The organism is Klebsiella terrigena, from assembly GCF_006539725.1.
In the GTDB taxonomy this organism is placed as follows: domain Bacteria; phylum Pseudomonadota; class Gammaproteobacteria; order Enterobacterales; family Enterobacteriaceae; genus Klebsiella; species Klebsiella terrigena.
In genome coordinates this window covers 120,557-143,195 of sequence record NZ_BJNO01000011.1, presented here as the reverse complement: position 1 = coordinate 143,195, position 22,639 = coordinate 120,557, and the positions used below count along the sequence as shown (strand labels likewise).

General features: G+C 58.9%; 18 protein-coding genes. 9 read left to right on the top strand and 9 right to left on the bottom strand.

Annotated features, from left to right (window positions below; all coding sequences use genetic code 11):
* The first annotated feature begins 156 nt into the window (after nucleotides 1-156).
* The gene (tynA, locus tag RTE01_RS14155; protein ID WP_041145262.1) at nucleotides 157-2,424 is read left to right on the top strand and encodes a primary-amine oxidase; all 2,268 of its coding nucleotides are present in this window, start codon (nucleotides 157-159) and stop codon (nucleotides 2,422-2,424) included.
* 324 nt (nucleotides 2,425-2,748) lie between these two features.
* Here tynA and RTE01_RS14150 read toward each other — a convergent pair whose 3' ends face one another.
* From RTE01_RS14150 to RTE01_RS14130, 5 genes are all read right to left on the bottom strand, one after another.
* The gene (locus RTE01_RS14150; protein WP_115192925.1) at nucleotides 2,749-3,651 is read right to left on the bottom strand and encodes a LysR family transcriptional regulator; all 903 of its coding nucleotides are present in this window, start codon (nucleotides 3,649-3,651) and stop codon (nucleotides 2,749-2,751) included.
* Nucleotides 3,652-3,679: 28 nt separating this feature from the next.
* Nucleotides 3,680-4,873 carry an MFS transporter gene (locus RTE01_RS14145; protein ID WP_134525750.1) on the bottom strand — a complete coding sequence of 398 codons (1,194 nt, stop codon included), beginning with the start codon at nucleotides 4,871-4,873 and terminating at the stop codon, nucleotides 3,680-3,682.
* 136 nt (nucleotides 4,874-5,009) lie between these two features.
* Nucleotides 5,010-5,900 (bottom strand): oxidoreductase, encoded by an 891-nt coding sequence (locus RTE01_RS14140; protein WP_041145260.1) that lies wholly within the window; start codon nucleotides 5,898-5,900, stop codon nucleotides 5,010-5,012.
* A gap of 127 nt (nucleotides 5,901-6,027) precedes the next feature.
* On the bottom strand, nucleotides 6,028-7,557 hold the full coding sequence (locus RTE01_RS14135; protein ID WP_134525749.1) for a DUF2235 domain-containing protein: 1,530 nt from the start codon (nucleotides 7,555-7,557) through the stop codon (nucleotides 6,028-6,030).
* Between the two features lie 175 nt (nucleotides 7,558-7,732).
* On the bottom strand, nucleotides 7,733-9,232 hold the full coding sequence (locus RTE01_RS14130) for an aldehyde dehydrogenase family protein (protein WP_076945441.1): 1,500 nt from the start codon (nucleotides 9,230-9,232) through the stop codon (nucleotides 7,733-7,735).
* Between the two features lie 234 nt (nucleotides 9,233-9,466).
* On the opposite strand from RTE01_RS14130, the gene feaR reads away from it, so the two are divergent.
* Nucleotides 9,467-10,375, top strand: a complete 909-nt coding sequence (feaR, locus tag RTE01_RS14125; protein ID WP_041145257.1) for a transcriptional regulator FeaR — start codon at nucleotides 9,467-9,469, stop codon at nucleotides 10,373-10,375.
* Here feaR and RTE01_RS14120 read toward each other — a convergent pair whose 3' ends face one another.
* Genes RTE01_RS14120 through RTE01_RS14110 form a run of 3 tightly spaced genes read right to left on the bottom strand, consistent with a single transcriptional unit; the run spans nucleotide 10,376 to nucleotide 13,552 of the window.
* The gene (locus RTE01_RS14120) at nucleotides 10,376-10,699 is read right to left on the bottom strand and encodes a YdbL family probable chaperone protein (RefSeq protein ID WP_041147600.1); all 324 of its coding nucleotides are present in this window, start codon (nucleotides 10,697-10,699) and stop codon (nucleotides 10,376-10,378) included.
* A 7-nt stretch (nucleotides 10,700-10,706) separates the two neighbouring features.
* On the bottom strand, nucleotides 10,707-10,877 hold the full coding sequence (locus RTE01_RS14115) for a YnbE family lipoprotein (protein WP_370461201.1): 171 nt from the start codon (nucleotides 10,875-10,877) through the stop codon (nucleotides 10,707-10,709).
* Between the two features lie 14 nt (nucleotides 10,878-10,891).
* Nucleotides 10,892-13,552, bottom strand: coding sequence for a YdbH family protein (locus RTE01_RS14110; RefSeq protein ID WP_141335110.1), 2,661 nt, complete (start codon nucleotides 13,550-13,552; stop codon nucleotides 10,892-10,894).
* Between the two features lie 214 nt (nucleotides 13,553-13,766).
* Here RTE01_RS14110 and RTE01_RS14105 point away from each other — a divergent pair, with 214 nt between their 5' ends.
* From RTE01_RS14105 to hslJ, 3 genes are all read left to right on the top strand, one after another.
* Entirely contained in the window at nucleotides 13,767-14,267 is a 501-nt protein-coding gene (locus tag RTE01_RS14105) for a DedA family protein (protein ID WP_045855125.1), read from the top strand.
* A gap of 147 nt (nucleotides 14,268-14,414) precedes the next feature.
* Nucleotides 14,415-15,404 carry a 2-hydroxyacid dehydrogenase gene (locus tag RTE01_RS14100; RefSeq protein ID WP_134525747.1) on the top strand — a complete coding sequence of 330 codons (990 nt, stop codon included), beginning with the start codon at nucleotides 14,415-14,417 and terminating at the stop codon, nucleotides 15,402-15,404.
* A 122-nt stretch (nucleotides 15,405-15,526) separates the two neighbouring features.
* On the top strand, nucleotides 15,527-15,949 hold the full coding sequence (gene hslJ / locus RTE01_RS14095) for a heat shock protein HslJ (RefSeq protein WP_041145254.1): 423 nt from the start codon (nucleotides 15,527-15,529) through the stop codon (nucleotides 15,947-15,949).
* An 86-nt stretch (nucleotides 15,950-16,035) separates the two neighbouring features.
* On the opposite strand, the gene RTE01_RS14090 is transcribed toward hslJ, so the two are convergent.
* On the bottom strand, nucleotides 16,036-16,302 hold the full coding sequence (locus RTE01_RS14090; RefSeq protein ID WP_041145253.1) for a putative hemolysin: 267 nt from the start codon (nucleotides 16,300-16,302) through the stop codon (nucleotides 16,036-16,038).
* A 301-nt stretch (nucleotides 16,303-16,603) separates the two neighbouring features.
* Here RTE01_RS14090 and RTE01_RS14085 point away from each other — a divergent pair, with 301 nt between their 5' ends.
* The 4 genes from RTE01_RS14085 (at nucleotide 16,604) to RTE01_RS14070 (ending at nucleotide 22,401) form a co-directional block, all read left to right on the top strand.
* Nucleotides 16,604-17,602 (top strand): LacI family DNA-binding transcriptional regulator, encoded by a 999-nt coding sequence (locus RTE01_RS14085; protein WP_141335108.1) that lies wholly within the window; start codon nucleotides 16,604-16,606, stop codon nucleotides 17,600-17,602.
* A 45-nt stretch (nucleotides 17,603-17,647) separates the two neighbouring features.
* The gene (locus RTE01_RS14080) at nucleotides 17,648-19,333 is read left to right on the top strand and encodes a glycoside hydrolase family 13 protein (RefSeq protein ID WP_123551355.1); all 1,686 of its coding nucleotides are present in this window, start codon (nucleotides 17,648-17,650) and stop codon (nucleotides 19,331-19,333) included.
* Nucleotides 19,320-20,717, top strand: coding sequence for a PTS transporter subunit EIIC (locus tag RTE01_RS14075; RefSeq protein WP_134525745.1), 1,398 nt, complete (start codon nucleotides 19,320-19,322; stop codon nucleotides 20,715-20,717). Before RTE01_RS14080 ends, RTE01_RS14075 begins: the two co-directional genes overlap by 14 nt.
* Before the next feature lie 124 nt (nucleotides 20,718-20,841).
* Nucleotides 20,842-22,401, top strand: coding sequence for a carbohydrate porin (locus RTE01_RS14070; protein WP_141335106.1), 1,560 nt, complete (start codon nucleotides 20,842-20,844; stop codon nucleotides 22,399-22,401).
* Nucleotides 22,402-22,639 lie beyond the last annotated feature (238 nt).

Below are 22,639 nucleotides of genomic sequence, written 5' to 3'. Positions count from 1 at the left end.
ATAGCCGCAACGTCCTTCCGGGGCATAACTGGCAAATCTGACAAACAACCTGGCAAGAGCAAACAAACGCCTGATGGCCCGGCGCTGATAGCTTAGTGCTACTGAAGCCGACTTTCGCAGCGGCAAGGCACAACACAACAATAAGACGAGGTCACAATGGCAAACGGCTCGATCCTTTCCCCGCGTAAGACGGCTTTGGCGCTGGCTGTCGCCCTGTTTTGCGCCTGGCAGACGCCGGTACTGGCGCACGGTAGCGAAGCGCATATGGTCCCGATGGACAAGACGCTGCAGGAGTTTGGCGCCGACGTGCAGTGGGACGACTATGCCCAGATGTTTACGCTGATCAAAGACGGCGCCTATGTCAAAGTGAAGCCCGGCGCCAAAACGGCCATCGTCAACGGCAAGCCGCTGAACCTGCAGGTTCCGGTGGTGATGAAAGAGGGTAAAGCCTGGGTTTCCGAGACCTTTATCAACGACGTGTTCCAGTCCGGCCTCGATCAAACCTTCCAGGTTGAAAAGCGCCCCCACCCGCTCAACTCCTTAACCTCGGCGGAAATCAGCGAAGCGGTCACCATCGTCAAAGCGGCGCCGGAGTTCCGGGCGAATACGCGCTTCACCGAAATCTCCCTCCACGAGCCGGATAAGGCGGCGGTGTGGGCCTTTGCGCTGAACGGTACCGCCGTGGACGCCCCGCGTACCGCCGACGTGGTGATGCTCGACGGTAAGCACGTTATCGAAAGCGTGGTCGATTTACAGAACAAGAAGATCCTCTCCTGGAAAGCGATCAAAGACGCCCACGGCATGGTGCTGATCGACGATTTCGTCAGCGTGCAAAATATCATCAACGCCAGCGATGAGTTTGCCGCGGTGCTGAAAAAGCACGGCATCACCGATACCAAAAAGGTGATCACCACCCCGCTGACCGTCGGCTACTTTGACGGCAAAGATGGCCTGAAGCAGGACGCGCGACTGCTGAAGGTAGTGAGCTATCTGGATACCGGCGACGGCAACTACTGGGCGCACCCGATTGAGAACCTGGTGGCGGTGGTCGATCTCGAGCAGAAGAAAATCATCAAGATTGAGGAAGGTCCGGTGATCCCGGTGCCGATGGAGTCCCGCCCTTACGACGGCCGCGACCGCGTGAAGCCGGCGGTGAAGCCGCTGGATATCACCGAACCGGAAGGCAAAAACTACACCATCACCGGCGATATGATCCACTGGCAGAACTGGGATTTCCACCTGCGCCTGAACTCGCGCGTCGGGCCGATTTTGTCCACCGTGACCTACAACGACAACGGTAAAAAGCGCCAGGTGATGTACGAAGGCTCCCTCGGCGGGATGATTGTGCCGTACGGCGATCCGGACGTCGGCTGGTACTTTAAGGCCTATCTCGACTCCGGCGACTACGGCATGGGCACCCTGACCTCGCCTATCGTGCGCGGCAAGGACGCGCCGGCCAACTCGGTGCTGCTGGATGAAACCATCGCCGACTACACCGGCACGCCGACCACCATTCCGCGCGCCGTGGCGATCTTTGAACGCTATGCCGGGCCGGAGTACAAGCATCAGGAGATGGGCCAGCCCAACGTCAGCACCGAGCGTCGCGAGCTGGTGGTACGCTGGATAAGCACCGTCGGCAACTACGACTACATCTTTGACTGGGTCTTCCACGAGAACGGCACCATCGGCATCGACGCCGGCGCCACCGGCATTGAGGCGGTGAAGGGCGTGTTGGCGAAGACCATGCACGATCCGAGCGCCAAAGAGGATACCCGCTACGGGACGCTGATCGACCATAACATCGTTGGCACCACCCATCAGCATATCTACAACTTCCGCCTCGATCTCGACGTTGACGGCGAGAACAACAGCCTGGTGGCGATGGACCCGGAAGTGAAGCCGAATACCGCTGGCGGCCCGCGTACCAGCACCATGCAGATTAACCAGTACGCCATCGATACGGAACAGAAAGCGGCGCAGAAATTTGACCCGGGCACCATCCGCCTGCTGAGCAACACCACGAAAGAAAACCGGATGGGTAACCCGGTGTCGTACCAGATAATCCCTTACGCCGGCGGGACGCATCCGGTGGCAACCGGCGCCAAATTTGCCCCCGATGAGTGGATCTATCACCGCCTGAGCTTTATGGATAAGCAGCTGTGGGTCACCCGCTATCATCAGGAAGAGCGCTACCCGGAAGGCAAATATCCGAACCGTTCGATTCACGATACCGGCCTTGGTCAGTACGCAAAAGATAACGAGTCGCTGGACAACCACGATGACGTGGTGTGGATAACCACCGGCACCACCCACGTGGCGCGCGCCGAAGAGTGGCCGATTATGCCTACCGAATGGGCCCACGCGCTGCTGAAGCCGTGGAATTTCTTCGATGAAACCCCAACCCTGGGGGAGAAGAAGAAGTAGCCGCTGCCCTGCTGAAGCAAGACGAGCTAACGCCGCCGGAGCCCTCTCCGGCGGCGTTTTTTATTATCAGGCTCCGCCGCTGTTCCAAAACTGAACCTTGGCAGCCCACTCTTTACAGAGATCAAGCCGCCCGGCGGCACATCCCCCGCTTTATTTGCGGGCAACCCGCCGAGATGTCGCTAAACGCAGCCCGCCACTCGCCGACGTCGAGCAAGCTGGCGCAGGGTGATGCGGCGGCCCGTAACGGTGGGAGCAGATGGCGTGGTTGAGCATATTCAGCACCGCACGATAAAAGCAGGATGATAGCCGAGTTTGCGCACTGGCCTACCCGTCAAGAGTGTGGCGAGCGGGGACGACAAAATCAGCGGCAATCAGATCCTTAATACGATTCAGGCGCGGGTTCTCTTTTCTGCGATGCCAGACGAGGTAGAGATGGCTGCCGGGTGAAACCTCCGGCGGCGTTGGCGAAACCAGCCGTCCTTGCGCTAACGCCTCTGCGCAGTGATAGTCCGGCAAGACGCTCCAGCCCTGCCCCTCAATCACCATCTGGCGAATAATTCGCATATCTGCCACCGTTAACGCGGCCTGAACCGACGGTTGCGTCTGAAACATCTGATGCCATAGCGTTCTTATCAACGGCAGCTCTTCATCAAAGGCGATTAACGGCAGCTGGCTCAGCGCTTGCGCCGTCGGGTTACGGCCAATCTGCTCGCTTAACGCCGGGCTGTGAACCAGCAGCATTCTTTCGCTGTGCAGCAGAAAATAGCGATAGTTTTTCTCATCGGGGATGCTGGCGGTGATCGCAAAATCGACGCTTTCATCCTCCAGCATCGCGTAAATTCGCGACCTGTCGCCAATGGTAAAACGCACCTGATACCCCGCCTGAATCAAGCGGGACAGGGTAGATGAAAAGCGATAGTAGACAAAGTCCGAAGAGCCGACAAAAAAGACCGTACCACCAGCATCAGCCTGCGGACGATAGCCGGCAATTTTGGCCTCTATGCCATCAATAAAGGGCGCCACCGAGCGTGCCAGCTCCTCGGCCGCAGCCGTCGCCACCACACCCCGTGCCTGGCGAACAAAAAGCGGTTTGCCGACCAGAGATTCCAGCGCCTGTATGTGCTGTGAAGCCGCGGGCTGGGTTATTCCCAACGCCTCGGCGGCGCGTGAAAAGGAGCCGCTGCGGTATGCTTCAAGAAATGTCCTCAGGTGGGTCAGGTGGCTCATACAGATTTGCTCTCAGACTATCGGGCCTTCAGGCTACCGCATCCCTGGCTGAACCGCCAAGGCGGCGACGGCTAATTTGCCACAGCAGCAGGCCTAATCCCAACAGCGACAGCATCGCTCCGGCTATCCCCACATAGCTAATTCCGACGCGGGCAATGGTCACACCGCCTAATACGGAGCCAAGCGCAATTCCTGAATTAAAGCCGGCAATGTTCAGCCCGGCGGCCACCCCGTGCGCATGCGGCGCATGCAGCTGCGCCACGCCGATCAGCCGTGCATGCAGCGCCGGAACGGCGGCGAACGTGAGCATGCCGAGCAGCGCAATCAGCACACCCATTATCCACGGCGATGAGCTGAACAGCCAGACTCCTGCGGTCACAATAACGATCCCCAGCACAATACACCCCGAAGCCCAATTAACCCCCAGCGTATCGGTCATTTTGCCGCCGAGGATATTGCCTAACGCCGCCATCACGCCGTAAATCAGCAGAAACAGGCTAATCGTCGCCGTTGTGACGCCGGTAAGAGAGGTCAGCACCGGGGCAATATAGGTGTAGGCCGTAAACGAGCCGCCGTAGGCCAGCGCGGTGACCAGCGCGCCCGATAGCAGAACCGGGTTCACCAGCGCCGCAAGGCTCGCGAAAACCGTCGCTCCCCGATCGTTTTTGGCCGTAGCAAGCGCATTCTTCATGCCGAACAACAGGCCGAAGAAGCCGATTGCGCCGAAGAGACCGATTGCCGCCATAACGTAACGCCACGACACGTGCTCAGCCAGAACGGTACTCAGCGGCACGCCTATCGCCATCGCCAGCGTAAAGCCACCGAAAACCACGGCCACCGCCCCTCCCGCTTTTTGTGGCCCTGCTAAACGCGCGGCGGTGCTGGACGCCACGGCAAGAAAGAGACCATGCCCGAGTCCCGCTACGAACCGGGCGCTCAGCAACCACGCGAGATTCCCGGCAAAGGCGGCAACCACGCTGCCGAGCGTAAATACCACGGCGGTCGCCAGCATAACGTTTTTTCGGCTCCAGGACGCCGTGAGCGCGGTGAGTATTGGCGCGGCAACGGTCGCGCCCAGCGCATAGGTCGTTACCGCCCCGCCGCTCTGTTCGACGCTGACGCCCAGACCGTGGGCCATCACGTTCGTCAGGCCAATTGGCACAAATTCAGCTAACCCCAGCGCGAACGCGCTAATGGTAAAGATATAGATAACGAGTGGCATAAACGCCTCCAGTAAGAGAGAGGCGTTCACCTTAATTGGCGTGCACATATAAATGAAATTATCTATTTTATGCAATATATAATCTATTTTATATGAACCGTATCGTTAGCCGACCGCTGCGGCGGCCGGGTATTTATCAGCCCGGCCCGTCGCTGGCGGCGGCCAGCAGCGGTACGATAAGATCGCTCAGCGGCGTCGGGATACCGTGCCGGCGAGCGCGTCGCTGCACCACGCCGTTGCGAATATCCCACTCCAGCGGCAGCCCGGCCTCGCGGTCGATAAGAATGGAAGTGCTCAGATCGGCGGGCGCGCGGTGAAAGACTTCAACGATCTCCTGCGGCACGCTATCGCTCAGTTTTGCGCCCTCGGCGCGCGCGACGCTCAGGCACTCGCGCAAATAGGCTAAGGCCACGGCGGTAATATCCTCCCGGGCAAACATGCCGGCGCGACGCCCCGCCAGCACCATCAGGCCGGCGACGGCATTCTGCAGCAGCTTGCGCCACGCAACGGTCGTGAAATCATCGGCCAGATCCACGGCGCAGCGGGTCCCGCGCAGCGCGTCCTGCACCCGTTTGGCCTGCGCGGTGTCGGGTATCGTCAGCCTCGGGGCCGCGCGCAGCCAGACGGAGGCGTCGGCTTCCCGCAGCGCCGGGAACCACACCACCGCAGGCAGCACCGTGGCGCCCGCAACCCTGGCAGCGAACTGCTCCTGCTGTTCAACGCCGTTTTGCAGCACGCAAACCAGGGTATTTTTATCGCACAGCGCCGTCAGCCATGCGCTAATGCCGTCAATTTGCGTCGCCTTCACCGCCACGAAAACCAGGTCGAACGGGCGCGTAACGGTCGCGGGGTCGGTCAGTACCGGACCGGGAACGGTGATCTGTCCGCCGTCAAAGCGCAGCGATAGCTGCGGATGAGCGGTACGCCCGCAGACCGTCGGCGTACGACCGACCTCGTGCAGCGCTGCCGCGATGGTGGTTCCGATGGCGCCGGGGCCTATCAGCGCAACTGCAGGTTCTTTCGACATAACGATCGCCTCCTGTTGAGTCAGTTCCCACCCTGGCGGCGGGAAGGAAAACAAACAGTAGCGATAAATCATCGCTTTCGGCAAGCCCTACCGGTCGGAAAACGCTTATTGGCGGCCCGCGGTCGGTTTAGCGGCTGACGGTCAGGGCGACGCTGCCGCGATTGTTATCGTACATCTGCCAGGCGTCGTTGGCATAAGCGTATAGATAGCCGCTTCTGGCCGGCGTAAAACGGCATCCGCTGCCAATGACGAAGATCTGATGCAGCTGCTGAGGGACGGCGGGAGCGGCGCCGGCGCCGTTGGCGACCACGCCGATCAGCGCGAACCACGGCGCCGTGCCAACCCGCCTGCTCAGCCAAAAATCGACGTCCTGGTTTTTGGTCGCCCCCTTCCACAGCATCTCCAGCTTATCGGCCACGGAAGCCAGAATCTGCGCCGCCTCGCCGGGGTAAAACTTCCCGTCATCGGTGCCGTCGGCATCGCAGGGAATCGAGCTGTCCATCCATTTTCCCGAGGCGCTGAACCGATACTCGACGCCCGCCTCCAGCCAAACCCCGGTTTCGTTCCAGCGCTCACGAGAAAAGACGTCGAACGTTACCGGATGCGCTGGCGTCAGCGCCCTGAGGCGTCGGTAGCCGCCGTGGAGCAGCGACGGCTGGCTTTGACGCTGCAGGACGCTGTTATCAACGTCGGCGCTGCCCGCCACAATCTGCGGCACCCCGCGCGGGCAGGTGTGCAGCAGCTTAAACACCCCGGTCACCGAGTCGTGCAGCAGAGCCTGGGGATCGGGCTTGAGCTGGGTAGCGATATCCGGATGCAGCTCAAGGCCGAGATCGCGCGCTTCGGACATCATCCACCGCAGCGGGATATCCGATAGGCCGCACTGCGCGTAGCCGCCGCCAACGTCGGAGTGCACGCCGACGAACCAGCGCTGCTTCACCCGCGGGTTTGCCGCCACGTTATCCCACAGCGTCGGGATAAAGCTTTGCCGCTGCTCGTCCAGCGCCAGCGCGTGGCGGGCGTTTTTGACGATCGGGCTCAAGGAGGTATCGTGGAACGCGTACTTTTGCGGGTCGTCCAGCAGGTTGGCTAAGGCCAGGTCGTCAGGGATCCCCAGCGACCCCACGGTTTCCCAGACGCCAATAAAATAGACAGGCACGCTCTCTTTGGTGGGATTTCCCGTGGCGACCTCATAGAAAGGCCGCCCGACGCTGGCTATCACCGCCGGCGCGCTGGCCGCCGGCTGGCGATAAAGGCTGAACAGCGCGTTGATGTCCTCCCAAACTTTATCGTCGCCGGTTCCGGCTCCGCCGGCATTTAATAAACCGCAGCGCGAGATCATTCCGCCAAGGCTTCTCACCGTATAAGCCCCGCGGCTAAAGCCAAATAACCATATTTTATCGCCGGGTCGATAGTTGGTGGCGAGCCAGTAATAGGCGCTAATAATATTTTTATCCAGACCGTCGCCTATGCCACCGCCAATATAACGATCGACAACCCCGCCGTCGGTGCCGACGCCGGGGTGATAATAGACGCGCTGGCCGCTATTTTCCGCCACGGCGTTGCGCAGTTTGACCACGTTCGTCGGCGCGGGTTTGCCATCATCAAGCTGCTGGGGGGTGTTCCAGGTACCGTCACAAAAGACCAGTAAGTTCATATGAACCTCATCGACAGGCCGCATTAAGAGAGGGGTGTTTGACAAATTAAAAATAGCAGACGTTTATCGAGCAGGGGCATCGGAAAAGAAGTAGATCGGAGGGAAGCGTTGCGCCATGCGGCGCCCGAAATTCGCGGCCAGGTAAGCGGCCGAACCTCAGGCGCCGGGTCAGCGGCTAATAGCGCACGCAGACCGATTTGGTTTCACACCAGTCGTCCAGCCAGTCCGGGCCGAAGTCGCGCCCGGTGCCGGACTGCTTCATGCCGCCAAACGGCAGGTTAGCGTCGATAAGCGTATGGCTGTTGACCCATACCGTGCCCGCCTGCAGGCGCTCGGTGTAGCTCAGCGCCTGGCTCAAATCGCCGGTCCAGACGCTGGCCGTCAGGCCAAAGTCGCTGTCGTTGGCGAGACGCAGCGCCTCTTCGCCATCGGCAACGCGCACCAGGTTCACTACCGGGCCAAAGACCTCCTCTCTGCTGAGCCGCAGCCCGGCATCGGGGTTAATCACCAGCGTCGGCGCAATGTAGTAGCCCTTGCCGTCCGGCCCGCTGCTGCCGGTAATCAGCTCGGCGTTCTGCTGCCGCGCCTGATCGAGATAGGCGGCGACCTTGTCGCAGTGCGCCCGGGAAACGACCGGGTTAATGTGGGTTGATTCCTGCATGCCTGGGCCGACCTGCAGCGACTTCACCGCCTGCTCAAAGCCGCTCACCAGGGTATCGAACAGCGGCGCTTCGATATAGATCCGCGAGCTAGCGGCGCACACCTGCCCCTGATTGAGGAAGCTGCCGGTCATTAGCCCTTCAATGACCCACTCCGGGTTGGCGTCTTTCAGCACAATCGCCGGGTTTTTGCCGCCCAGCTCAAGGGTCACGCGGGTCAGCCGGTCGGCGGCCACGCGGGCAATCTGTTTGCCGGTTGCCGTCGAGCCGGTAAAGCTCACCTTTGCCACCTGCGGATGCGAGGTTAACGCCGCCCCACACTCCGCACCGCTGCCGGTGACCACGTTAAATACGCCGTCCGGCACGCCGGCTTCGCTCGCCAGCTCCGCCACGCGCAGCAGGGTCAGCGGCGTGGTCTCCGAGGGCTTAATCACGATGGAGCAGCCCGCCGCCAGCGCCGGCATCACCTTCCACATGCCGATCATCAGCGGGAAGTTCCACGGTACGATCCCCGCCACCACGCCGACCGGCTCCTTGCGGGTCCACGCCTGGTAACGCGCGCCCTGCGGAAACGGAATCGACACGTCCAGCGTGCGGCCGCTGATTTTGGTGGTCAGCCCGGCGGTGTAGCGCATCCAGTTCAGCGTACAGCCGACTTCAAAGGCGCGGGAGATATTAATCGATTTGCCCTGCTCGAGGGTCTCCAGCTGCGCCAGCTCCTCGCCGTGCTGCTCAACCAGGTCGGCAAAGCGCAGCAGAATACGTTCCCGATCGGCCGGCGTGCGGCCGGCCCAGCTGCGGGAGACAAACGCGCGCCACGCCGACATCACGGCGCGGTCGACGTCCGCGGCGCCGGCGTCCGCCGTGCTGGCTATCGCCTCCCCGGTCGCCGGGTTCCAGACGGTCAGCCGCTTTTCGCTCTGCGCCGCCTGCTGGGCGCCATCGATATACACGCCATGCTGTCTGTCTAAAAACTGCTGTACGCTGGCAAGCAGCGCTACCTGTGCTGTGGACATATCGCTTCCTTATTCCTTACGGATCGTGAATTCAGTCTACGACGCGCTCAGGCTTCGCGCTTTTTTCTCTGTGACATTCGTTTTTGCCGCTGTGACAGCCGCCGCAATTAGGCATATTGCGCGGGCAAAAATGTGCCTCAGGTAATAGTTCTTTCATATACTCCGCGCTTCGCTCTTGTTTGGCGCAGCGTAAATGCAACAATGCGAAAACATTATTATTACAAGAGACGAGCTATGGCGGCGGCAGATAACGGACAGGACTACCAGCGCTGGTTGGCGAAAATCAATCAGGTCTGCGGAAACTTTGCCGCACGTCCGCTGGACAGCGATTTTCACGGGGAGATTGACGCCAGCTATGCCGGCAATCTCAAGGTCAGCACCGTCACCGCGCGCGGCGTCAACCTGTACCGCACCCGCAACGAAATCAGGCGCGATAACGATGCCTGGTTTTATACCGTATTCCAGCTCTCCGGCCAGGCGGCCATTGAGCAGGACGATCGTCAGGTGGTGCTGGAAGCCGGCGATATCACGCTGATCGATGCCTCCCGCCCCTGCTCTATCTTCTGGCAGCAAACCTCGCGCCAGGCGTCGCTGCTGCTGCCCCGCCAGCTGCTGGAACAGCAGCTGCGCGGGAGCGAAATCAGCATCGCCACCCGACTGGGCAAGTCCCTGCCGATGGTACAGCTGAGCCAACGCCTGCTGCACGAAAGCATGAGCAGCCCGGCGCTTTCGCAGAGCGAGAGCGAGGCCGCGCTGGAGGCCATCGTCTGCCTGCTACGCCCGATGCTGCACCATCACGACGCCCAGCCGTCGCGGCGGGAGAAGCAGTTTCAGAAAATTATGGCTTTGATTGATGAGTCGATTCAGGCGGAACATCTGCGCCCGGAGTGGCTGGCCGGTGAAACGGGGATGTCGGTGCGCAGCCTCTACCGGCTGTTCGCCGATAAGGGGCTGGTGGTGGCCCAGTATATTAAGAACCGCCGTCTGGATCTGTGCGCGCGGGCGCTGAGCAACGCCCACGATGATGAAAAGCTGGCGGGGATCGGCTACAGCTGGGGCTTTAGCGACCACAGCCACTTCTCGACCGCCTTTAAGCAGCGCTTCGGCGTTTCACCGGGAGAGTACCGCAAGCGCTGCCGCTGATTACTTACGCAGCCATTTGCCGTTCAGGCCCTGGACGTATTCACCCGGCTGCGCCCGCGTCACCAGCTTCTGACCGGCCATTTTCGCCACCTCATCAACCGGCAGATTGTTATCATCCGCCAGCCGCTGATAGCCTTCGCTGCGCGCGGCGTTGATCTGCTTCACCAGATCCAGCGTTTCCCGGTCCTGGCGCAGCGGGGCAAGGTAGCCGCTCTGCGTTTCGCCAACTCGTCCCTGCTCCCGCGCCTCGCTGAGCGTCAGGGCCATCGCCGAGGTGCTAAAGAGCGCCAGCGCCAGGCCGGCCGTTAACAGTCGTTTTCTCATCGCCACCTCAGAACAGGTCGCTACGCGACTTGAGCAAATCCTCGACGTCCTTATCCACTTTGATATGAATCTCATGTTCAATTTTGACATTCATATTGATGGTGATCGGCTCCTTCGATGCCGCAATCTCAATCCTCGGCGTACAGCCCGTCAGCAGTATCGTCGTTGCCAGCAGCATCGTTAGCAGTTTTATCATCGTTGTTCCTTAGAGCCTGTCCCAACAGGCGTACAGTGTTGCTTATCCTTACAGCGCTGAGCGGGAAGCACCGCATTTTGTTCAAGCCAGGCCTGCAGGTTGTCGCCAAAGCGCAGGCTGCGCCACAGGTCAAAAATGTTCTCTTGATGAGAGTAGTTGAGATGCACCGTATTACTTCTCTCCCCGACGCGGCTGGTGCCGCTAATCGTCGCCTGCAGCGTCAGGACGCCGAGATTATCGAGATTAATGCGCGTCCACGAGCGGGCGATCTCCATATAGCGCAGCCAGTTGATCGCCGCACCCGCTGAAATATTGTCCTTCACCATCGCATCGGCCATATCCGGGTCAAGGCGCAAGGTCATCGGGCCGGGGTTACTCAACCAGCCATCCTTGACTATCCATTTTTCGTTATCCAGCCACAGCGGCAGCGCGCCGTTAAACGCGCCGGACATGGCGAACTGTTTGATATTCACCGCGCTCACCAGCTCGCTGCTGGAGATGTGCCGCAGGCGCAGCAGCGCCGGGTCGTGCTGCGGCATGCGCAGCTGCTGCATGGTCAGCTGGCCGCCGAGAATATCGACGCTGACGTTGCTGAGCTGCAGCGGACTGCTTTCGCTCCAGGGATACGAGCCCTGCAGGTCGGCGGTGAGATTCCGCGCCGTCACCTGGTTAACTATCTCGCCGATACGCAGCGAAACCGGCCGCCGGGTGCCGAGCTGCCAGGTCCCCTGGCTGAAGCGAAACGGCAGCACAAAATCGACGCCGTTGATCTGATTATCCGGCATCCAGGCGCTCCCGCCTTTCAGCACCCCATGCCCGCCGGCCTCAAAGCCCTGCTCGGCGGCGGCGGAGAAGGCCACCTGGGCGTACAGCGACCCTTCGCGCAGGTTCATTTTCCACTCCGGCGGCAGCAGCGGCTGGAAGACGGACAACGACTGCTTCGGCCACCACGCCTGGCCGCGCAGGCGCTCGCCGTCCCAGCGGCCGGTCAGCCGCACGGGGCCGATTTTATTGGCGTGCAGCGACCCGTTAAACTGGAACCAGGTCGGGTCGCGCCCGTCGAGGCTAAACTTCAGCGTGGAGGGCGGCAGTTCGCTGCCGCTGCTAAAGCTGGTTTTGCCGGCATCCAGCGACAGCGCGCCGGTCAGCTTCGGATGCTGTTCGTCGCGCAGCCAGCGAATCGGCTGTTCCAGCGTCAGCCGCGGGGTGCTGACCAGCATGGTGCCGTACTGCAGCTTATCGAAGCCGGTCGACAGGCTGTTCAGGACGATAGCGCTGTCCACCCACTCTCCCGCGCCCTTCACGTCCCAACGCGCCTGCATCGGCGTGAAGTGCCCCTCTCCCCAGTAGCGCCACTGCCAGCGCCCGCGGTCGGGCATAAAGTTGTCGGCCTTGCCGTCAAGATGCAGAACGAAGTCGCCCATCTCCTGCTCGTGGGCGCGCAGAATCGCCTGCAGCCGGCCGTCGACGCCCTGCTGGGTGACCTTGACCCCCGCCAGCGGCAGGCGTATTTCATCGATATTGAGAGAGTCAATCACTCGCCCGCGCGAGCGCAGCAGCGCGCCGGGATGGAAACTCAGCTCCGGGGTGGTCAGCGGCCCGCTCAGCCTGGCCGGCAGCGCGGCGTAGACGATAAGATCCCCGAGCTTCGCCTCGCCGGTGAGCCGCAGCGGCATATCGCTGCTATCCATACTCAGCTTACCGGGCCCGACGTTCAGAACCGCGTTGCCTTTTCCGGCCTCCCCCTGGGTCAGCACGTTCAGGCGCCCGCTGACCTGCATATTCTCGGTTCCCTGCTGCCAGTCGTCCACCGACAGCGCCACGCGGCCGCTCAGCGGATAGCCGGCATATTCGGTACTCCAGCGACCGTCGCTGATCGCAATGCGTTCGGAGGTAATTTCCCACGGCAGGTCGAGCATCGGCTGCACCTCACCCCGCGGCGTCACCAGCAGCTGCCCGCGGTTTTTCTGCCACTCCAGCTCGGCGTCAACCAGCCCCGGCTCCTGTGGAAATTCGAAGGTGCTCAGCAGATGGCCGTCAACCGGGAAACCGTCAGGCACCAGCGGCATATTGAACTCACCGACCAGCCTGACCGGCGCCTGGCCTTCAACCAGCCGCGCGGAGAAGTCGCTGACGGTCAGCGCCTGGCCGCGCAGGCGGGCCTGCACGGTGACCTCCGGCCCGCTGTAGCCGATATCCTGCTGCGTCGGCGTGAGCGACATCACCAGCCGCCCCTGCCATCTTTCCCACGGCGACAGGCGCAGATTCTCGATGGTCAGCCAGCTATAGGGCAGCATCGACTGCCACTCCGCCAGGGTGCGCGGCGCGCCGGGGGCGGGTTCACTCTCCGGGAGTTTGCTCAGGCAGACGCTGTTGATATCCAGCTCATCGAGATGCAGGCGCCAGCGGCTGGGGTGGGAAAGCTGGGCGTTGGTGACCTTTGCCAGCTCGCAGTCGCCAACCATATAGCGTAAATCGGGGATACGCAGCGCGGTGCGCGTCAGGCGCGGGCTGTCGTTTAGCGAGATCCGCGTCCCCGCCGGCAGCCAGATCCCGGCGAGCGTCGGCACCCAGTGGGTTAGCGTCGACAGCAGCGCCAGGGGGAGCAAAAGGAGTGCTAACACCAGCGCGATAGCGGCTTTATATTTACCCTTCATGGGCGCTTAATATCCTGAATCAACAAAAGTATATGCCGAATGTAGCGCGTATTGTGGCACGTTCGACCAGTGAGTTAAAGTTTGCGTCCTGCCTAAGAATAGCCGCTGCGCCGCCATCGTTGCGGCGATTTTTGACCCACCGCTGATTTAGCCTTCATTTAGCCAACCCCTGTCACACTGGCTAATCATCATCAGAGCAGGCCGGAGGGGAAGCGTGGCGTTTATCTACTCGCTGATTGAGTCGGCGCAGGACCACTATGCGCTGCTGTTGCTGCTGGTGTTCCTGCTGACGTTCAGTAAATCCTGCGCGATCGTCTCGCTGCTGGTGCCCGGCACCTCAGGTCTGCTGCTGCTCGGTACCTTCGCCTCCGCCAGCCTCGGGCATTTCTTGCTAATGTGGCTCAGCGCCGGGCTTGGGGCAATCGGCGGATTCTGGCTCTCCTGGCGGGTGGGAAGGCGCTATCAACACCATCTTCACCGCCTGCGCTGGCTTAGCGCCGAGCGCCTCGCCCGCAGCCGGCTGTTTTTACGCCGCCACGGGGCCTGGGCGGTATTTTTCAGCCGCTTTCTCTCTCCGCTGCGCGCCACCCTTCCGCTCGCCAGCGGGGCCAGCGGCGCCTCTTTCTGGCGCTTTCAGCTCGCCAACGTCAGCTCCGGTCTGCTGTGGCCGCTGATCCTGCTGGCGCCAGGCGCCTTTAGCTTCAGCCTGTGGTAAAAACGCATTATGTTTTAAAGCGATACCTCCACGCAGAGATATACTCTAGAATTATGATTATAACCTGTTATTTAAACTAATTTTTAAGAATTGTACGATTATTTTAAATATGCTACCGTGACGGTATAATCACTGGAGAAAAGTCTTATGAAAATCGCTGTTTATAGTACAAAGCAGTACGATAAAAAGTACCTTCAGCATGTTAATGATACATATGGCTTTGAACTCGAGTTCTTCGATTTCCTGTTAACCGAAAAAACCGCCAAAACGGCCAACGGCTGCGAGGCGGTGTGCATTTTCGTTAACGACGACGGCAGCCGCCCGGTGCTGGAAGAGCTGAAGTCGCACGGCGTGAAGTACATCGCCCTGCGCTGCGCCGGCTTTAATAACGTCGATCTGGACGCGGTCAAAGAGCTGGGTCTGCGGGTGGTGCGCGTACCGGCCTATTCGCCGGAAGCCGTCGCCGAGCACGCCGTCGGCATGATGATGTCGCTGAACCGACGCATTCACCGCGCCTATCAGCGCACCCGCGATGCCAACTTCTCCCTTGAAGGCCTAACCGGCTTCACCATGCACGGTAAAACCGCGGGCGTTATCGGCACCGGGAAAATCGGCGTGGCAACCCTGCGGATCCTCAAAGGCTTCGGCATGCGCCTGCTGGCGTTCGATCCTTACCCAAGCGCCGCCGCGCTGGATCTCGGCGTCGAGTACGTTGACCTGCCGACGCTGTACGCGCAGTCGGACGTTATCTCATTGCACTGTCCGCTGACCGATGAGAACTATCATCTGCTGAACCATGCGGCGTTCGATCAGATGAAGGATGGCGTGATGGTGATCAACACCAGCCGCGGCGCCCTGATTGATTCACAGGCGGCAATCGACGCCCTGAAGCACCAGAAAATCGGCGCGCTGGGGATGGACGTCTATGAGAACGAGCGCGATCTGTTCTTCGAAGATAAATCCAACGACGTGATTCAGGATGACGTGTTCCGCCGCCTGTCGGCCTGCCATAACGTGCTGTTCACCGGGCATCAGGCGTTCCTCACCGCCGAGGCGTTAATCAGTATTTCGCAAACCACCCTCGATAACCTGCGCCAGGTTGACGCCGGTGAAGCGTGCGCCAACGCGCTGGCCTGATATCCTTCCCCTTTTGTGCCCTCCCCCTGCGGGGGGCACATTCAGATAAGCCCCACAGAATTTGCCTGCAGTACAGTTACACTCCGCTTACCTAAAAGATGTGAAATATTTCTGGAGAAAAAATGAATAAGTTTGCTGCACTGCTGGCGGCAGGAATGCTGCTTTCCGGCTGCGTATATAACAGCAAGGTGTCCACCAGCGCGGAGCAGCTTCAGCACCATCGGTTTGTCCTGACCAGCGTCAACGGTCAGCCGCTCAAGGAGGGCGCGAAGCCGCTGGAACTGAGCTTTGGCGAGAAGACGTTCGTCTCAGGCAATATGTGCAACCGCTTTAGCGGCGAAGGCAAGGTGTCGGACGGCGAGCTGAAGGTCAAAGAGCTGGCGATGACCCGGATGCTGTGCGCTGACCCGCAGCTTAACGAACTGGACGCCACGCTCGGCAAAATGCTGCGCGATGGGGCGCAGGTCGATTTAACCGAAAATCAGCTGACGCTGGCGACCGCCGATCGCACGCTGGTGTATAAGCTCGCCGATCTGGTTAACTGATTCCCCCGTCCGGCTGGCGCCCAACGGTGCCTCAACGCAGCGGGCACGAGGGTCGCTCACGGCGCCCGCAGAGGCAGGAGTGATGCTTAGTAGTTACCGCAACTGCCGCCGGCCAGAGCCTGCTCGCTGCAGCGCTTGCCGTTAGGCAGCGCGCACATCCCTATCGCCGAGCCGTCCAGCTGACGCGCCACCGACAGCGAGCCGCCGATCATCGCGCAGTTTGCCTGCCCGGTGCTGCTCATCGCAGCGCGCATGCCCGGTGATACGTGGGCCGCCGTCGCCTGCTGAACGGGTTCACTACTGCAGGCCGACAGTAATAACGCGGCACACCCAACTAAAAACGCAGCTCGCATCGTCTCTCCCCTCGGAAACATCTTAAAATAAACAAACCCAAGAATAATAGGCAGCCCGGCGGCCGACGTCGAGAGGCGAAACCGCTATTTATGCGCTCCATTAACATTTTCTAGCAAATTTCCCGCCGAACAGCCGATTCCCGGCAAGATATTCCCTCACTCCCCCGCAGATGAATAACCTCAGCGTCTCCCGGCGGATAAAATTGTTGTGAGATCGATCATGTTTTAAAACATGCGGGTTGACTTAACGGGCGGCTGAAAATAGCTTACCGAACTATGATATCGTTTCCATAAAAATTCTATGGCCACCATAAAAGACGTAGCAGAAAAAGCCGGGCTTTCCGTCACCACGGTCTCCCGCTTCCTGAATAATCATCCCTATATCTCTGATGATAAAAAAGAGAAGATTCTGGCGGCGATGAAGGCGCTTGATTACGAGCCAAGCACCGTTGCCCAGCAGATGCGCGGCGTCAAAACGTACCGTATTGGGGTGCTTATCTCGCGCATTACCAACCCCTTCTTCGCAAGCCTGGTCGATGCCCTGGAAGTCACCGCGCGCAAAAATGGCTACTCGGTGCTGATTGTGCAAAACCACGACAGCGCCGGGGAGGAGAAAAACTGCCTCGACCTGCTGAAGAAAAAAATCATCGATGGCCTGATTTTGTGCGCGGTCGAGAGCAATAAGAACGTGCTGGAGAAGTACCAGCAATACGGTCCGATCCTGCTGTGTAATACCAGCCTCGAAGCCACCAGCCTGCCGGTGGTCAAAGTTGACGATCGCCGGGCGACCTATAACGCCGTGACCTACTTGATCAGCAAAGGCTATAAAAATATCGCCTATTCTACCGGCGGCACCTTCGAGCAGAAAGGCCACGGCAGCCGCAGAAACCAGGGCTTTATCGACGCCATGCAGGCCGGAAAGCGGGATATCAATCCCGCGCTGATTTTCCGCCAGATGCATACCTATAAAGACGGGCAAGTCCTCGCCGCCAAAATGCTGCAGATGGCCGCCAGCGAGCGCCCCGACGCGATTTTTGCCGGCAGCGATGAGGTCGCCTGCGGCCTGATTGCCGGCCTCACCGCCGGCGGCGTTAACGTACCGGCAGATCTTGCGGTGGTGGGCTTCGATAATTTGCCGGTGGCGGAGATGATCAACGTCCCTCTCACCACCGTCAGCCAGCCGATTGAGCAGCTGGGCAGAATTTCCGTTGAACGCCTGCTCGCGCTCATTAGCGGCACCCGCTATCAGTATGACGAGCAGGATCTGCACTCTGAATTGATTATCAGAGCGTCCGCTTAATTTTTTTATTTCAATATGGTATCGATATCATATCAAGGAGAAGTGATGAACACACCCCAGCAGCGCGCATGGTGGAAGGAATCCGTCGTCTATCAGATTTACCCAAAGAGCTTTTATGACAGCAACAACGACGGGACCGGCGATATTCGCGGCATCATTGCGAAACTCCCCTATCTCAAGACCCTGGGGATTACCCTTATTTGGGTATCACCGTTTTATCAGTCGCCGATGGCGGATAACGGCTATGACATCGCCGATTACTTCGCGGTGAATCCTGATTTTGGCGATATGCAGGACGTGGACGACCTGATAGCGCAGGCCGGAGAGATGGGGATAAAAGTGATGATTGATCTGGTGGTCAATCATACCAGCGACGAGCACCGCTGGTTCCGCCAGGCGCTGGCGAACCCGGACTCCCGCTACCGCGATTACTACATTTTTAAACCGGCGGTTAACGGTGCGGCCCCCAACAACTGGCGCTCTATTTTCGGCGGCAGCGTGTGGGAAAAAGTACCCGGCGAAGAGACTTACTATCTCCACGTGTTTCATAAAAAACAGCCCGACCTGAACTGGGAAAACCCGGCGCTGCGCGAAGAAATTTACGCAATGATTAACTGGTGGCTGGCAAAAGGGATCGCCGGGTTCCGCATCGACGCCATTACCTTTATCAAAAAGGATCAGGACTTCAGCCCGCTGCCGCCAGACGGTATCGACGGTCTGGTCTCCGTCAAAAGCAAGGCCCGCAACCGGCCGGGGATTGAGCTTTTCCTCAACGAACTGAAGCAAAAGACCTTTAAAAAATTCAGCTGCGTGACCGTCGGTGAAGCCCCCGGCGTACCGCTGGAAGAGTATGAGCGCTTTATCGGACCGGAAGGTTATTTCGACATGATATTTGACTTCCACGCCGCCGATATCGACGTTGAAAATGGTTCAGAGTGGTTCAGGGAATGCGACTGGAGCGTCAAGGCATTCAGGGAAACCCTGTTTGCCAGCCAGCTGGCCTTTACCCGCGCGGGATGGGGCACCACTTTTATTGAGAATCACGACCAGCCTCGCGCCCTGTCGAAACTGGTGCGCGACGCTGACTATCAGAACGAGATCGGCGCCACGGCCCTTGCAGCCATGTACTTTTTCATGCACGGCACGCCGTTTATCTATCAGGGGCAGGAGCTGGGAATGAAAAACTTCTGCCGCAGCGAGATCAGCGAATTTAACGATATCTCAAGCCTCGATAACTACGACCGTTCGCTGGCGGAAGGCTTTAGCGCCGAGGAGGCCATGGGCTTTGTTAACCGCCGCTCAAGAGATAATTCGCGCACGCCGTTCCCGTGGTCCGACGGCGTCAACGCGGGGTTTAACAACGGCGCTACGCCGTGGCTGGCGCTGTCCACTGACGATACCTCGCTGAACGCGCAAAGCCAGCTGGCGCGAGCCGACTCGGTATTCTCTTTCTACAAAAAGATGATTGCCCTGAGAAATATCGACTTCCCTGAAACGCTGATTTACGGCACCTTCACCCCTCTGGAGGAGGCTGCAGAGAGCGTTATCGCCTATGCAAGAAGCTCGGCAACCGAGCGCCTTATTTCCATCACCAACCTCAGCGCCAAAGAGCAGCCGTTTACCCTGCCTGACGGGGAAATCGTGCTCAGTAATTACAGCAACGTGACTTCTACCCTCAAACCCTACCAGACCATTCTCATTAAGGGATGCGTTAAAAATGAACAAATATAAAAATATCGCGGTTGATATTGTTAATACGATTGGCAAGGACAACATTGCATCGGCCACCCATTGCGCGACGCGTTTGCGCTTACAGGTGAAGGATCGCGAAGCCATTGATGACGAAAAAATTCGCCAGATCGGCGAAGTGAAAGGCGTATTTTATAATTCAGGTCAGTATCAGATCATTCTCGGCACCGGTATCGTCAACAAGGTTTACCTGGCCTTTGTGGAAGAGTTCCAGGTGGCCGAAGTCAGCAAAGACGAGATGAGCCGGCAGAGCACAGGCAGGCTGCAGCGGGGCATCAGAAACCTCTCTGACGTGTTCGTGCCGATCGTCCCGGTGCTCGGCGCTACCGGCCTGTTTCTCGGCCTGAAGGGGGTTATTTTTAACGATACGGTACTGGGCTGGTTTGGCAGCAACGTGCAGGATATCCCGGTTTACCTGCAGACGTTAACCACCGTCCTTTGCGATACCGCCTTTGCCTTCCTCGCGGCGTTTATCTGCTGGTCGGCATTTAAAAAGTTTGGCGGCACGCCGATTATCGGCTTTTTAATTGGCCTGATGCTGGTTTCACCGGCGCTGCCCAACGCCTACGATGTGGCATATGGCAACGCCGCGCCAATATATATATTTAGCTTTATTCCGCTGGTCGGCTATCAGGGTTCGATCCTCACCGCGCTTATTACCGGAATTATCGGTGCGAAGCTCGAGATCTATTTCCGCAGAGTCATGCCGAACTCGATGGACCTTATTTTCACGCCCTTTATCGTCATCCTGATCGCGATCGCTATTGCCCTGCTGGTATTAGGCCCGCTGGTGCACGGATTCGAACATTATGCGGTGATGGCGATTGGGCAGTTCCTCGCCCTGCCGGCAGGAATTGGCGGCCTGCTGATCGGTTTTATTTATCCCATCGCCGTGATGACCGGGATGCACCATATGTTCATCATGATTGAAACGTCGCTGATTGCCGGCACTGGCTTTAATCCGCTGATTACGGTCTGCGCGATGTACGGTTTTGCCAACGCCGCCGTGTGTCTGGCTATTTCGCTGAAATCAAAGAACGTGGCCTTTAAGACCGCCGGCATCTCCGCCACTATCACGCAGCTGCTGGGGGTCTCAGAGCCGGCCCTGTTCGGGATTGTGATGCAGTCGGGGATCCGCGCCATTGTTGTGATGCTCACCAGCTCCGCGCTGGGCGGCATGGTGCTCTCGCTGATGGCGATCAAGGCTAACTCTTATGGCCTGGCGGTGCTGCTCTCTCCGCTGATGTACCTCTATGACCGCTACCAGTTTATTAGCTATATCACCGTCGGCATCGCGGTATTTATTTTTGCCTTTATTGCCACGACTCTTTTTGTTAATACCAATAAACCCGTGGCCAAAAAATGATAACCCGCAGCTAGCCGCCACCTGACGGCTTAATCACCGCAACATAATTTTTGCTGGCACACACTTCCGTGCTGCAGGCTTGCCTATGCCCGCAGCGCGGGAATTCTCTGCACAGGGATTAATAATGAAAGCCTATACCCTTACGCTTTGCGCGCTGGCGCTGCCGTTATCGGCGCACGCCGCCGATATTACGCTTAATGCCATCAACGCCCGTCTGGAAAAACTTGAAGCTGAATTAAAACAATCAAAAATAGATTTACGCTCCGCCGAACAAAAAATTGATAATGCGGAAAAGAGAGCCGCCGCCGCCGAGAATAACGCCAACCAGGCCCGGCAGCGCCTGCTGGCCGTTGAGCAAAAAACGGATCGCGATATTGCTTCAATAAAAAAACAGCCGCTTAACCAGGACCCGGCTGAAATTAAAATCGGCGGCTATGCCCGCACCGGGATCCTCACCGGAAAGCAAGGGTCCACCAGCACCGTCGGCCCTTCCCTGACGCCTGCCGGAAGTACCGGCGGCAGCGTCGGCCGTCTCGGCAATGAATCAGACACCTACGTCACCGCCGATATTAACTATCTGCGTCGCTATGACAATAACGCTAAGCTGCGTTATTACATGAAAATTGCCGAATGGGATAAAACCTATAATACCGACAGCGCCTTTAACGGCCAGATGAACCTGCGTCAGGCGTTTGCCGAAATGAGCGACCTTCCGGCCTTTTCCGGGGCGTTCAGGCACGCAACTCTGTGGGCAGGCAAGCGCGAGGATCGCGATAACTTCGATATTCACTGGCTCGACTCCGACATGATGAATTTAATCGGTACCGGCGCCGGTATTTATGACGTTAACCTGGCCGGCGACGTCAAAACCAATCTGGCGATTTACGGACGTAACTTTAATGATATTGATGCCATGGAGAATGTTGAATATAACAACATGACCGGGGCCGCCAATACCTATATTCAGAACTATACCCTGTCGCTCAATAATAAATTAGGCCCGTGGCAGTGGATGGTCAACGGCCTCTACTCTAAGGATAACGATAAGCGTATTAATGACGGCCTGGCGACGGATAAAGCGGCTTCCAAAGGCTTCAACACCATGCTGGCGTATCATGGCGACACGTTCTATGGGCTCCGGCCCGGACTGTCCAAAACGGTGCTGCTGTATGGCCAGGCGCTGGGAGCGGAAGTGCGCGGCCCGGGGTCGGACGGCTATCTGATCGATAACGCCTGGACCGTTAAATTTGCCTCCTACGGCATCACCTCCCTGACCGACCGGCTTAGCCTGGCGCCGCTTATCGTCGCCCAGAGCAGCAATAGCCGCTACCTGGACGGCGACCGCTACGACTGGGTCACCCTCAACGGCAGGGTTATCCAGGAGCTCAATCAGAACTTTGCCCTGCAGTACGAGGCCAGCTACCAGTATATGGATATCGACCCGAAAGGCTTTAACGGCAACCGGCCCGCCCGCGGGAGCTACTACAAGCTGACCTTTGCTCCGACCTTTAAAATGCACAACGTGACCGACTTTTTCGAGCGCCCGGAAATTCGCTTCTTCGCCACCTGGATGAACTGGGACAAAGCCCTGGATAGCTACTCCACCAGCGACACCTTTGGCAGCGCGGGCTACCACAGCGGAGGCACGCTGATCTTCGGCGCCCAGCTCGAGACCTGGTTTTAAACGGCGTCCGCGCGCCGGGCGCGGGGCTTAGCCGCCAGCGCGCCCGGCATGTTCAGACTAATGGCATAGTAATCAGCAAGATAGCAGCCACTGGTTCTCCTCGCCCGGCGCGCCGGCGGGGAGAGCCTCATGGATCAATTTGTGCACTCGAAAGCCGCATAACTTCAAGGGCATACTGAAAGCCCCTATACTCACTCCATATAATTACAGGATCCGCCGCCGTTTTGCGGGTCCCTTC